2 protein-coding genes are annotated in these 14294 nt (G+C 71.7%); both read right to left on the bottom strand.

Features of this window, described 5'->3' with window-relative positions; all coding sequences use genetic code 11:
• Position 1 precedes the first annotated feature (1 nt).
• Positions 2 to 9136: an amino acid adenylation domain-containing protein gene (locus AB0I69_RS32735; RefSeq protein ID WP_363099359.1), complete on the bottom strand. Its 9135-nt coding sequence runs from the start codon at positions 9134 to 9136 to the stop codon at positions 2 to 4.
• Positions 9136 to 13095 carry an amino acid adenylation domain-containing protein gene (locus AB0I69_RS32730; protein WP_363099487.1) on the bottom strand — a complete coding sequence of 1320 codons (3960 nt, stop codon included), beginning with the start codon at positions 13093 to 13095 and terminating at the stop codon, positions 9136 to 9138. The genes AB0I69_RS32735 and AB0I69_RS32730 overlap by 1 nt, the downstream gene beginning before the upstream one ends.
• Positions 13096 to 14294: the final 1199 nt, after the last annotated feature.

Genomic DNA, 14294 nt, shown 5'->3' with positions numbered 1-14294 from the left:
CTCAGGATCGTCCGACGGGGTGGGGCAGGGCGGCGGCATGCGTCTCCGGCCGGGCCGCCGCGAGAGCTGCGGCTATCGCCTGTACGTGGGGTTCCGCGACGAGTTCGTAGTGGGTGGCGTCGACGTGGTGGAGGCGGAGGGGCCGGAGCAGATGGGCGTCCCACGCGTCGGGCGCGGTCGGTTCCGGGGCCAACATGCCTTCCTCTACGGGGCGTTCGGCGAGCCACACCTCGGCGGGCGTCCGCTCCAACCGCGGCAGCCGGTGCTCGGCCATGGCCGCGAGGTTGGTCCGGCAGCAGTGCGCGAGGCGTTCCGCGTAGGCGCGGCCGGACTCCGTCAGCCGTCCGCCGCCATTGCCTTTGCCGTTGCCGCTCAGCTCGCGGGCGAACACGGCGTCCACCTGCCGTTCGTCGTAGGCGGCAAGCCGTTGTCCGGCGCCGGGTGGTGGCGGGTCGAGGAGGTGGACGGCTTCGACGGGTCGGCCGTCCGTCTCGGCGAGTGCCGCCATGGACAGGGCGGTCCAGGCGCCGAACGACCAACCCGCCAGACTCAGGCGGGCGTTGGGGTCCGGGAACGCGTTGCGGACGGCTTCCAGATAGTGCGCGGCACGGTCGGCGATCGAGCGGGCGGGCTGCGCCGGGTCGCGCAGCTTCGGGTCGGCGATGAGGCAGACCGTCAGTTCGTCGGGCAGGGCCGCCACCAGCGGCCGGTAGGCCTGGATGTCGCCGCCCACCGGATGCACCAGGCACAGCACGTCCGGGCCCGGCCCGCGTTGCCACACCTCGACGTCCACCGCGGCGGACGCACGCGTGCCGGTGTCGAGGTGGCCGAGGATCTCGGCGAGGCTCACCCGGTGGCTGAGCCGGGACAGGTCGATGTCGGTGCCGTAGCGGCGTTTCACCTCGTCGATGAGTTCCAGCAGGGTGAGCGAGTCGGCGCCCAGGTCGTACAGCGCCGCCTCCGGGTCGACGGTGTCCACGCCGAGGAGGTCGAGCACGATCTCGGTGAGTCCGGCCGTGGGGTCGCCGGGTGCGGGGTGCGCGGAGGGCACGGGGCGGGCGTCGGGGAGCGGCTCGTAGAAGAAACGGGCTTCCGGCAAGGGGGTGGTGTTGACCATCAGGTGCGGCAACTGCAGGTGCAGGGCCCGCTCGAAGACAGCCGCGCCGTCCTCGGGGGTGAGTGCCGCCTTCAGGTGTTCCTGGTGGCGGGGGTCGGTGGTCAGGGCGTGCTGTGCCATGCCGACGTCCCGCCAGGCGTCCCAGCCGATGCTCATGCGGACGGTGGCGTCGTCGCCGCCGGGGGGCGTGTGGTGGGCGTAGGCGTCCAGGCAGGCGTTGGCCGCCGCGTAGTCGAACTGCCCAACTCCCCCGAACTGGGCTGCCATTGACGAGCAGTAGGCGGCGTAGTCGGGGTCGTGCTCGGCGATGAGCCGCTCGACGAGCAGGGCGCCGCGCAGTTTTGCGGCCGTGGCACCGCGGGCAGTGAAGGGGTCGCGGCGGGCGAGGAGCCCGCCGGCTGCCGTGCCCGCGGCGTGGACGATGCCGGCGAGGCCGTCGAGGTGCGGGGCGAGGCGGTCTTCGACCGTGCTCAGGTCGTCCGTGGCGAGATCGGCCGGGACCAGCGTGACGCGGTCCTCGTACGGTCGTAGCGCGGGCGGTGTCTCGGTCCCTCGGGCGACGAGGACCACGTGGTTGCCGGGGTGTTCCAGGAGGCGTGCGGCCAGGGTGGTGCCGATGCCGCCGGTGCCGCCGAGCACCAGGTGGATGCCGGGAACTGCCGTGCGGACGGCGGCCGTTGGGGACTCGGGGGCGTGGACCGGCTGGAGGGTGCGCTGCCACCAGAAGCCGTCGCGCAGGCCGGTCGCCGGTTCGGCGATCGTGTCGTCCAGGAGCAGGTCGGGCAGGTGTCGCGCCCAGTCGGCCGGGCGGGATCCTGGCAGGTCGGTCCAGCGCAGGGTCACGCCCAGTTCCTGCCGGGGCACTTCGAGGGCGGCGGCGAGCAGGCCCGCCTCGGGGGTGCGGACGGGGCCGGTGACCGGCTGCGCTCCGTGGGACAGCAACCAGGCGCGGGGCCGTTCGGTGTCCGGGACGTCGGCGAGGGCGCGGGCGAGCGCCGCGACGGTGTCGAGGCAGGCCCACTGGGCCACCTCCAGGGTGTGTTCGTCGAGGCTGCCGTCGAGGGCGAGCGGCAGTGCGTGCAGCCAGTCGACCCCGGGTCCGGTACGCCGACTGACCTGCTCCAGCAGGGCGGTGAGCTGCCCGGAGTCGGTGGGATCGGCCTCGTAGTGGTTGTCGTCGAGGCGGGTGAAGGTGTCCCCGGCGCGCACGGTCACCACACGGGCGTAGTGCCGCTCCAGGAACCGCCACGCTGCACCGTCCGCGTCCGGTGCGGTGACTACAACGGCGGTGCGCCGCGGTTCGTGGGCGCCGGTGCGGGCTCGGCGCAGACGTGTCCAGAGCGGCTGGTGCAGCCACTGGTCGGCGGGCAGCCGCCGCGGTACGGCCGGCTGCGCGGAGTCGGGCACGGCGGTCCGGACTGCCTCCGATGTGCGCGGGAAGTCGTACTCCGCCGTGTCGAAGGCGGGCGGTGGGAAGTCCCAGGGTGCGGGCGCGGGGCCCTCGGGCCAGACGAGGGTGTGTCCGGCGTTCCATGCCTCGACGAGGGCACGGGCGTCCCGGTCCTGGGTCGGGATGCCGGTCCGCGGGTGCGGTGCCGTGACGTCGGTGAGCGATTCGAGCCAGGCGACGGCGGAGGCGGCGTCCGGGCAGACCGCCGCGGCCCGGTGGCCGAGCGCGGGCCGACCGGCCTGGAGGTGGCGGATGACCTGTGGATAGGTGTCGGGGTGCGCGCGCAGGTAGGCGGCGATACGGCGTCCGTCCGCGCGTACGGCGGACGCGGAACTGCCGGACAGCGTCAGGCACGGCACGGCTTCGTCCACGGTGCGTCGGTCGAGCGGGGTGTCGGGCTGTTCCAGCAGCAGATGGGCATTGGTCCCGCCGATGCCGAAGCTGCTGACGGCGGCCACCCTCGGTCCGGCCTGCGGCCAGGGTTCGGCCGCGACCGGGATGCGGAACGGCCCTTCGTCTATCTCGGGGTTGAATCGGTCGAAGTCCGCCGTGGGCGGGACGATCCCGTGGTGCACGGCGAGGACGGCCCGCACCATTCCGACGACACCCGCGGCGGCGCCCAGGTGCCCGATCTGGCTCTTCACGGAGGACAGCGCCACGCGCGCGTCGTCCGCCAGGCCGTACGCCTGGCGCAGCGCGGCGGCCTCCACCGGGTCCCCGAGACGGGTGCCGGTGCCGTGGGCCTCCACGTAACCGAGGTCGGCACCGGTACGGCCGCTGCGGTGCAGGGCGGTGCGGATCGCGGCGCGTTGCCCGGCCAGGGCGGGAGCGCTGTAACTCAGCTTGTCCGAACCGTCGTTGTTGATGCCGGAGCCCGTGACGACGGCGTAGACGGTGTCCCCGTCACGGTGGGCGGCGGAGAGGGTCTTGAGGACGACCACGCCGGTGCCGCTGGCCCCGACGGTGCCGGCGGCGTCCGCGCTGAAGGGCCGGCAGCGGCCGTCCGGCGAGAAGATGTGCTGCGGCCGGTACGTGTAGCCGTCGGTCAGGTCGGCGTCGACGAGGACACCGCCGACGAGCATCACGTCCGCGTCGCCCTGCCGGAGCAGCCCGGTGGCGACGTGCACGCCGACGAGCGAGCTGGAGCACGCCGACTGCACGGTGAACGCGGGGCCTGTCAGGCCGAGGTGGTAGGCGGCTTTGGTGGCCAGGAAGTCCTTCTCGTGGTGCAGCGCGAGCCGGAAGGTGTCGGGCAGTTCGGCGGGGTCGGCCTCGCGCAGCATGTTCTGGAAGTAGGTGTTCTCCCCGCACGCGGCCAGGAGTCCGACCCGGTGGGCCGTCGGGTCTCCGATGCCGGCGTGGGCGAGTGCCTCGACGCAGTTCATCAGGAGGTGCCGCTGCTGGGGGTCCATCAGCCGGGCCTCGTGCGGGCTGATGGTGAAGCGGCCCGGGTCGAAGGCGAGCATCCCCGCGAGCTGGCTGCGGGCGCCGACCCGCCCGTCGGTGGTCGGGAAGTGCTCGATGCCTCGGCGGCCGGAGACGACCAGGTCCCAGAAGGCGGCCAGGTCAGGTGCGCCCGGCAGTCGTACGGCCATGCCAATGACGGCGATGGGTTCCTCGGCCCGCTCCCCCGACGGCCGTGGGGCGCCGGGGATGACGACAGTCGTGTCGGTGCTTTCCGATGCGCGTCCCTCGATGAGGCGGGCCAGTGCGCGGAGGTTTACGTGCTCGAACAACTCCGGCACGGTGAAGGCGAGTTCGTCCTCGCCGGCGCAGCGGAGCTGGAAGCGCATCAGGTCCAGACTGGTGGCTCCCGCGTCGAAGAACCGCTGTTGCACGCCGATCGCCTTGCCGGTCACCGTCTCGAACAGCTCCGCCAGCCGTCCTTCGCGTGGTGACAGGCTCGGGGTGGTCGCGTCCGCCGGGCGCAGCTCACGGCCCTGGACGGTGAGTGCCGCCCGGCGGTCCAGCTTGCCGCTGGGCGTGCGGGGCAGTTCGGTCAGGCGACGGAAACGCCCGATGCGTACGTACGCCGGCAGCAGCCCGGACAGATGCTCCGCGAGGTCCGCCGGGTCGGGGTCGCCGCCCCGGCATTGCAGGCATGCCACGAGCCGCCCGTCCGCCACCGCCGCGACCGCGTGGGTCACACCGGGATACTGCAGCAGCGCGGCCTCGACCTGCCCCAACTCCAGCCGGAACCCGCCGAGTTTGACCTGGTTGTCGTCGCGGCCGGCGTAGTGCAGCAGACCCTGCGCGTCGTACCGGGCCAGGTCGCCGGTGCGGTAGAAGGTCCCGAGGTCGGGGTCGTCGGTGAAGCGGTCGTGGTGTGCCGTGTCGTCGTCGAGGTAGCAGCGGTTCGCCATCGGACCGCCGATCAGCAACTCGCCGGTGACGCCCTGAGGGACGGCGTGGCCGCCTCCGTCGACGACGCGCAGGACGGCGTTCGCCACCGGGCGTCCGATCGCCGGGCGCAGCGGCCAGGCGGCGGAGTCACCGTCGAGGCACAGCCCGCTGACGACGTGGGTCTCGGTCGGGCCGTAGTGATTGAAGAGGCGGGCGTCCGGCAGGCCGGCGAACCAGCGGCGGATGGCGTCGGTGCACACCAACTGCTCCCCCGCCGTGACGACTTCGCGCAGTCGGGACGGGAACTGTCCGGTACGCACGCCGTGTTCGGCGAGCAGTTGCAGAGCGACGTACGGAAGGAAGATGCGCTCCGCTCGGCCGGTCTCCAACTCCCGCAGGAGGGACGGGACATCGTGCCGCCAGGCGGGTTCGACCAGGCGCAGCAGACCGCCGGAGCACAGGGTGGTGAAGATCTCCTGGAAGGAGACGTCGAAGGAGAGCATGGAGAACTGCTGGGTGACGGCGGGTTCACGCAGGCCGCCGTCGGTGCGCTGCCAGGTCAGCAGGTTGCACAGGGTCCGGTCGGGGACCTGGACGCCTTTGGGAGTGCCGGTGGAGCCGGACGTGAACAGGGTGTAGAGCGGGCGCAGCCCCTGGTGCGGGGGCAGTTGGGGCACCGCGGTGGGGGTGTCGGCGAGGGTGAGGACCTGCCGGGGCAGGGACGGTGGCGCGATGGCGGCGAGGACGTCTTCGTCCTCGGGTGCCACGAGCACGCACAGGGGGTCGGCCTGGTCGAGCACATGCCGCAGGAGGGGCGGCGGGTAGGCGGGGTCGAGCGGTACGACGGTGAGGTTGAGTCGGGCCGCCGCCAGGAGCGCCACGATGTGTGCGACGGAGGGCTGGAGGTAGAGCGCCACGGCTGCCGGGGCGGCGGGATCGGCCGGGAGGCGGGTGCGGAGTACGTTCGCCAACTCGGCTGCCTGTGCGTCGAGTTCGGCGTAGGTGAGGGTCGACTCGCCCTCGGTGACGGCCGGGGCGTACGGGGTGTGGGCCGCCTGCCGGGCGAAGCCGTCGGCGATGGTGGCGAAGTCCGGTTCCCGCGTGGGGCCTTGGCCGTGGTCGGGCAGGGAACTGCGGTAGTCGGCGACCAGTTCGTGCAGGGTCGGGTTGCTGTCGCCGGTCAGGTGGTCGAGTGCCTTGCGGAAGAGGCGGGCCGCGGCTTCGGCGCGTTCGGTGCCGATGTCGTCGCGGTACTCCCACAGGCAGTCGAACCCGCCCTCGTGCTCCACGACCGACAGGGTGAAGGCGCACTTGGCGCCCAGCGGCTCGGGCCACAGCGGCCGTACCTCGCAGCCGTCCAGGCGCAGTGCCGAGAAGTCGGTGTTCTCCAGGACGAAAAGGTAGTCGAACAACGGAGTTCGCTCACGGAAGGCGTGGTCCGCGAGGACGTCGGCGAGGGCGACCTCCTGGTCGTGCAGGACGGCGCGCACGGCTTCGGCGTGGGCCGAGAGCTGGGCGTCCAGTGAGTGGTGCGGCTCCATCGGCAGGTCCAGGAGCACGGTGTTGGCGAACATGCCGACCGTGTCCGCGAATTCGGGCCGGGGCCGGTTCGCCACGGGTGTGGCGACCAGTGGACGGTCCTGCCCGGTGACGCCGTAGACGCTCGCGGCGAACACGGACACCAGCAACTGGAAGCGGGTCAGGCCGAGTTGTGCGGCGCGTCGGTCCAGTGCGCCGCGGCGGACGACGTCGAGCGAGGTGCGCAGCAGGCGGGCCCGTGGCGCGTCGGGGGCCGACAGTGCGGGTGACGGTTCGCCGTCGCGATGGTAGTGGGAGCGCAGTCGCGCGCGACGGTCCTCGTAGGCGGGACTCGTGTGCCAGGCGCGCTGCCAGTGGGCGAGGTCCAGGGGCGTGAGGGCGGAGGACGGCCGGGCGCCGCCGGTAGTGCAGGCGTCGGTGAGGTCCTGGAGGAGGAGGTTGAGCGACCAGCCGTCCACGGCGACGTGGTGCAGGTGCAGCAGGAGCAGTCCGCCGTCGTCCTGTGCCACCCAGGCGGCCCGCATCATCCGGGCGTCGGCTAGGTCGAAGCGGCGGTCGAAGAACCGGTCGGCGGTGTCCTGCCACTCCTCCCCGGGACGGGCTTCGAGCGGTTGCCACGGGTCGTAGGGGGCGCCGGTCTGCTGGAGCAGTCCGTCGGGGGTGGGGACCAGCCGGGTGCGCAGGGCGACATGCTGTTCCACCAGGGTGCGCACCGCGCGGTGCAGGGCCGTCGTGTCGACGCGGCCCCGGACGCGGAAGGCCAACGGCACGTCGTAGGCGCGGTCTTCGGGCACTCGCTGGTGCAGGAGCCAGAGCCGTTCCTGCTCGCTGGTGGCCGGTGCGGTCGCCGCGCCGGAGGGGCCGGGTACCGGTGGGTGTTCTCCCGCGGCCGTGTCCGGGGCGTGCACGGCGTCCGCGAGGGCGGCGAAGTCGGCCCGCAGGACCAGGTCGTGCGGCAGGTCGACGGCGAAACGGTCGAGGATCTCGAAACGGAAGCGCAGCGCCTTCAGCGAGTCTCCCCCGCTGGCCGCCCAACGGTCGCCGGGGCGCAGGCCGTTGACGGCGAGGATGTCCTCGGCGATCTCCAGCACCCGCCGTTGCTCGGCGCTGACGGGCGCGTCGTCTTCGAGCGTGTCGCGCCACGGGGTGCGGGCGTCGCGCAGCAGGGCCGCCTGGTCGACCTTGCCGTTGGCGTTTCTCGGCAACTCGGCGACGAGATACGTGTGGTGGGGGCGCATGTAGGAGGGCAGGGCGGCGGCGAGGTGACGGTCGTAGGTGTCGTAGGAGAGTGTGTCGCCCAGGACGAGGAAGGCGAGCAGTTCGTTGCGGTCGGCGTCGTCGCGGCGGGTGCACACGTAGGCCTGGCGGACGGCGGGCCTGCCCAGGATCTGCCGCTCCACCTCGCCCGGTTCGATGCGGAAGCCGCGCACCTTGACCTGGCGGTCGGCCCGGCCGACGTAGGTGACCCGGCCTTCGGTGTCCTGGCGCACGAGGTCGCCGGTGCGATACCAACGCCGTTCCCCGTCCCCGGCGTTCGGCAGTCGTACGAAGCTGCGCCCGGTCTGCTCCGGGAGGTTGCGGTAGCCGCGGGCCAACGCCGGGCCGGACAGGAGGAGTTCGGCGACCTCGCCCGGTTCGGCGGTGCGGTCGTCCTCGGTGCGCAGCAGTATGCCGGTGCCGGGCAGCGGGGTGCCGATGGGGATCGTGTCGCCGTCGAAATCCCGTGGGATGGGGTGGCACAGGGCGAAGGTCGTCGCCTCCGTCGGCCCGTACACGTTGTGCAGGACGGTGCGGGCGGCGGGGTTGGTCTCGTACCAGCGGCGGATGATCCGTGCGTTGAGCTGCTCGCCGCCGACCAGTACGTGTGCGGTGGTGGCGAAGCAGTCGGGCACCTGCTCGACGACCGCGTTGAACAGGGCCGTCGTGATGAACAGCGTGTCGACGCGACGCTCGCTGAGCACCCCGGCCAGTCGGGGCGCGCTGTGCACCTGTGCGTCGTCGAGTACGACGCAGACGCCACCGGTCAGGAGCGGGACCCACACCTCGAAACTGAGCGCGTCGAAGGCGGGGTTGGCCAGGCAGGCGAAGCGGGCGCCGGGCCGTAGGTCGAGGTAGCCGGGCCGGGCCAGGCGCAGCACTCCGTCGTCGGTGACCTCGACGCCCTTGGGGTGCCCCGTACTGCCGGAGGTGTAGAAGACGAAGCCCGTGGCAGGGTCGCCTGGCTGCCCCGGTGCTACGGCTGGCAGGCCGGACCCGTCACCGGCGAGGAGTAGGCGGGCGTCCAACGCGGAGACGTGTTGCGGCAGTTGGGGCGGGTGCCCGCTGTCGTGGACGACGGCGACGGCGCCCGAGTCGTCGAGGATGTGGCGCTGCCGGTCGGACGGGCTGAGCCGGTCGAGGGGGACGACGGTGGCCCCGGCACGACGGATGCCGAGCATGACGCAGACCAGTTCCCAGGAACGGGGCAGGTGGACAGCGACCACGTGGCCGGGGCGCACTCCGGCAGCGTGCAGTCGTGCGGCGACCCTGCCACTGGCGCGTTCGAGTTCGGCGTAGTCGAGGACTCGGTTGCCGTCCTCGACGGCGACGGCGGAGGGGGTACGGCGAGCCTGGCCCAGCACCGCTTCGGCGAGGGAGACGGATCTCGCAGGGGCCGGGGACACGCTGCGGACGGTACGGAGGTCCATCACGCCTCCCATATCGGAAGCGCCAACTCAGCGGTGTGGTAGGCCAGTTCAGCACCGAGCAGGGCGCCGACCTGGGTCGCTCCGACGCCCTCCAGGATCTCCCAGTGGTCGCACTCCATCGTCTCGACGTGGTAGTCGCCCTCGGCGCGGCGCTGCCAGAAGGCACGGACCTCGGCGTGGAAGGGGGTGTCGATGCCGTCCGGCACGGCCTGGGCGAGGATCAGGCGCGCCGGGGAGGCTGCCGGGAGGTGTTCGCGGGCGGTGAGCCGGTTGTGGTTGTAGAGGTGGAAGTAGCGGTCGACCTGGGCGTCGTCGATGCCGGGGTACATCCCGTTGAACCTCACGAGTTTGTCGCGGAACTCGGCCGCGTCGACGGCGCCGATCTCCGCGCGGGCGGACACGTCGTCGGTGGCCTGGGTGTCGAGGAGAACGACGCTCACGGCCCGGTGGCCGGCACGGGCCAGGAGACGTCCCATCTCGTGGGCCACGAGGCCGCCGTAGGAGAGGCCGGTCAGGACCAGTGGGGTTTCGTCGTCGGGTTCGATCAGTCGCAGGTACTCCTCGGCCATGGCCTCCACGCTCGGCAGGAGGTCCTCACCAGGATTCACTCCCGGGGACTGGACGCCGTACAGCCCGATGTTCTCGGGCAGGAGTGCGGCCAGGGGCAGGTAGCAGAAGGCGGTGCCGCCTGCGGGATGGACGCAGACCACTCGTGGGCCGGTGCCGGGGCGGAACTCGATGAGGCTGCCCGGGGCGCGGGAGGTGGCGTCCTCGCGGAGCAGTTCGGCCAGTGCCTCGATGGTGGGCCGCGTCATCACCTCGCCCACGGCAAGTCGTCGGCCGAACATCTCGGTCACGGCGTGGGCCATCTTGATGGCCGAGAGCGAAGTCCCGCCGATTTCGAAGAAGTTGTCGCTGACACCGATGTCGGGGTGGAGCAGGATGTGCTGCCAGATCCGGTACAGGCCGTGTTCGACGTGGTCGCGCGGGCTGGCCGTGTTGACCTGGTGGGAGGTCGACTCCTGGGCCAGGCACAGCAGTTGGGGCCGGTCGAGTTTGCCGCTGCGGTTGAGCGGGAGGGCGTCGAGGTCGAGGAAGACGGCGGGGATCATGTAGTCGGGCAGTCGGCGGGCGAGGGCGGTGCGCCAGTCGTGGGTGGTGCGGGCCGGTGCCGTACCCCGGCCGACACCGGCGACCAGGCGGGGCTGGCCTGCCGCGTCGTGGTCGACGAGGACCGCGGCTTCGCGGACGCCGGGCAGCGCCATGAGCGCCGCCTCGACCTCCGCGGGCTCGATCCGGAAGCCGCGGAGTTTGACCTGGTCGTCGGCGCGCCCCAGGTAGAGGGCCTCGCCGTCCGGCAGGCGCCGGGCGAGGTCTCCGGTGCGGTAGATCCGCTCGCCGGGCACGAACGGATCGGGCAGGAAGCGTTCCTTGGTGAGGTCGGGGCGGCGCAGATAGCCGCGGGCCAGCGATGCTCCGCCGAGGTACACCTCTCCCACCACGCCGGGCGGGACCGGTTCCATGCGGCTGTCGAGCACGTACATACGGGTGCCGGGCAGCGGACGGCCGATGGGGCACGGTCGCTCCAACGGGCGGGGGTCGTAGTAGGCGGTGCTGTAGAGAGTCGCCTCGGTGGGCCCGTAGCCGAAACAGATCCGCAGGCCGGGGAGATGCCGCGTCATGCGGTGCAGGGCGGCCTCGGTGAGCGACTCGACTCCCGTCAGCAACGTGCGCAGTTGGAGCCCGCGCAGTCGTACGGCGGGGTCCTCGTCGATCCACTTGACGTAGGCGGGCGGCAGGAACGCCTGGGTCACCGCGTGTTCACGCATCCACGCCAGCAATGCCTCGGGGTCGCCGCGCAAGTCCTCGGGGACGATGTGCAGTTGGCCACCGGTGGTCAGGGGCAGCAGCAGTTCGTGGATCGAGGCGTCGAAGCCGATGCTGGACCAGGCGGAGCCGACCTCGCCGGGGGCGGTGCCCATGCGGGCATGCCAGGTGGCGAACAGGTTGAGGACGCTGCGGTGTTCCACTGCGACGCCCTTGGGCCTCCCCGTGGACCCGGAGGTGAAGATCACGTAGGCCAGTCGGTCCGGCGTATGAGCGATACCCGCGGGCGGCCCCTGCCGGGTCGCTCCCGCAGCTCCTCCTTCAGCTTCTCCCTCGGCCTCCCCCTCGGCCTCTACGGTCCTCAAGTCGAGCCATTCCGGGGCGCGTTCCGTGCTGTCGTGGTCGCTCAGCACGACCGGGCAGGCCGCGTCCTCGACCATGTTCGCGAGGCGTTCGGAGGGCTGTCCCGGGTCGAGCGGGAGGTAGGCGGCGCCCGCCTTGAGGATGCCCAGGATGCCTACGGCCAGGTCGCAGGATCGCTTCGCGTGGAGGCCCACCACGTCGCCGGGGCGGACGGACCGGGCGACGAGGGCGTGTGCGAGGTGGTTGGCGCGGCGGTCGAGTGTCGCGTAGTCCAGCGAGCGGTCCCGGTCGACGACCGCGGTCTGCCCGGGGCGCTCGCGTACCTGGGCCTCGAAGAGTTCGACGAGTCCGGACGCCGCGTGCGGAACCTGCCCGGGGGCTTCCGGCTGTGTGGCGTCTCCGTCGAGCAACATCCGCCGGCGTTCCTGAGGCTCCATCAACTGCAGGGCGCGGATGTCCCGTTCGGGGTGACGGGCCATGTCGGTGAGCAGGTGCCGCAGATGTCCGGCCCAGCGCTCGGCGGTGGCGTGGTCGAGGAGGGCCGTCGCGTAGTCCAGGTACCCGGTGATACGGCCGTCGGACTCGGTCGCCGACACGGCCAGGTCGAACTTGGCCGGGGCGTGGGCGATCGACAGCGGCAGGGCCTCGACTCCGGGCAGGTGCAACAGGTCCCGGCGTTCGGGCACCCAGGCCAGCATGGTCTGGAACAGCGGCGTACGGGACGCGCTGCGCGGCGGGTTGACCAGTTCGACGATGCGCTCGAAGGGCAGGTCCTGGTGAGCGAGTGCCTCGCGTACGACGGCGCGGGTGCGGGCGAGGGCCTCGGACGCGGTGAGGGAGCCGGACAGATCGATGCGCAACGGGAGGGAGTTGACGAGGAAACCGATAAGGCCGGCCGCACCCGGGCCGCGCCGGTTGGCGAACGGGCTGCCGACAACGATGTCCTCCTGCCCGGAAAGCCGCGACAGCAGAATCGCCCACCCGGTGAGCACTGCCACGAAGGGCGTGGCTCCATGCCGTCGGGCCAGACCGCGCAGCCCGGCCGTGACCTCGGCATCGAGGCTGAACTCGGCCCGCCCGCCCTCGTATTGCTGTTCCGTCGGCCGGGGTCGGTCGGTGGGCAGTTCCAGGACCGGCGGCGCGTCGTGCAGCGCGCGCTGCCAGTAGTCCTCCTGGGCGGCCAGCGCGCCGCCCAGGACGGCTTGGCGCTGGGCCCCGGCGTGGTCGGCATACTGCACCGCGAGCGGCGGCAGCGGATTGGGCGCGGCTGCCGCGAACGCCTCGTAGAGCTGCCCGAGTTCGTCCATCATGACGTTCATCGAGGCACCGTCGTAGATGCTGTGATGGAACGTCAGCAGGAGTACGTGGCGTTCGGGCCCTGTGACGAGCAGGCGGCCACGCCCGAGCGGGCCGGCTTCGAGGTCGAACGGCCGTTGTGCCTCGTCGAGTTGGCGGGCGGCCACTCGCGCGTCGGAGTCGGAGTCGGCGGTGAGGTCCTCAACGGCCAGGGCGAACCCCGCGCCCGGTGGGTCGATGTGCTGGCGTACATCCCCTTGCCCGGCCACCAGCCGTGTCCGCAGCGTCTCATGACGGTCGGTCAGGGCGTCGAAGGCACGGGAGAGCAGGTCGCGGTCGAGCGGGCCGGTCAGGGAGAAGGCGATCGTCTCGTTGTACGCGGCGTTCGCGCCCGGGAGTTGGGCCAGGAACCACAGTCGCTGCTGGGCGAAGGAGGCGGGCCGGATGCGGGGCGCCCGTTCGGCGCTGCCCATGGCCGTCTCGGTGGACGCGCGTGGAGTGGGGACGGGGTGGGGGGTGTGGTGCACCGGCGGTACCTGGCCTTCCCATCGGTGTGGGGCTGGGTGACATCGGGCGCGACAAGCCGGGTTCACCGGTCTGCCGACGGTCCGGAACGGGTGCGCTCGCCGTCGAGCGGGCGTCATGGTGGGGGTTGGGCGCGGGGCCGACGGCCGGGATGCGCAGGGCGCCGTCACCGCGGAACCGTCACCGCGGGACGAGGCACACGTCAGGTCGTTGATGGGGGGCGAGTCCACGGGGCGAGGAGGCCTAAAGCGGCCCGGTGATTCGATAATTCGATTCCCGAAATCGCTGGCCAATTACCTGGTCACATCATTTTCCTGCTCGCCCGGATTTCCTTCCGGAACTCCGTGACGCGGTCGTAATCATCAATCACACGCTCCGAGCATGTCAACACTTGACATTTCCCCGAGCGTCATAGAGTCGACACCCTTGATAAAGAATCCCGCGAAGCTCGCATACAGGAATAAACCCTGCACACCGTCACACAACTTCCCTGCGGGCGGGGCAGAACGAGAGCCCGAGTAAAGAAGGCCTCCTATTTCGACGGTCGGACTGGATTAAAGGTTTGGGAGCGGCGCCGATCGGCAGGGATGTCAGAATGGCCGCGCGTCGACCGGGGCCGGAGCCCACGCAAACGGGAGTCGCGAAATGCGGGTGTTGTTGTCGACGTACGGGTCGCGCGGGGACGTCGAACCGTTGGGGGCACTCGCAGTGCGTTTACAGGAACTCGACGCAGAGGTACGGATGCGCGTGCCGTTCGACAAGGAGTTCGCGGAGTTACTCGCAGGTATCGACGCAGGGCTGATACCGATGGGCCGACCGGTGCGTCCGGTGCGGTGCCTCCGATCCTGCACGGGGCGGCACCTCCGTGGGCGGCGGAACTGGCCCGGCACCGCGCCGAGTTACTGGCCGAGCAGTTCGACATGGTCGCCGCCGCGGCCGATGGTGGTGAGGCGCTGGTGGCCACGGGTTTGATGCAGGTCGCCGCGCGTTCGGTGACGAGAAGCCGGGCATCGGCTACGTGTACGCGAGCCAGTGCTCTGACCGCATAGGTTCGCCGGGTCGGTCGGTCCAACCTGCAGGGCCTCGGCGTAGTGGTGTGCTGTCTGGTTCGTGCCGATCCGCCAACTCGGGCCCGTGGGAAGCCGAA

The sequence above is a fragment of the Streptomyces sp. NPDC050508 genome (genome assembly GCF_040655155.1).
Lineage (GTDB): Bacteria > Actinomycetota > Actinomycetes > Streptomycetales > Streptomycetaceae > Streptomyces.
Note: the sequence above shows the minus strand (reverse complement) of the source record. Positions and strands in the feature narration are given on the sequence as shown.

What these genes read in the sequence shown, in the direction of transcription:
- AB0I69_RS32730 (WP_363099487.1), bottom strand. Translation starts at nt 13,095, where the DNA reads ATGGGCAGCGCCGAACGGGCGCCCCGCATCCGGCCCGCCTCCTTCGCC.
- AB0I69_RS32735 (WP_363099359.1), bottom strand. Translation starts at nt 9,136, where the DNA reads ATGGACCTCCGTACCGTCCGCAGCGTGTCCCCGGCCCCTGCGAGATCC.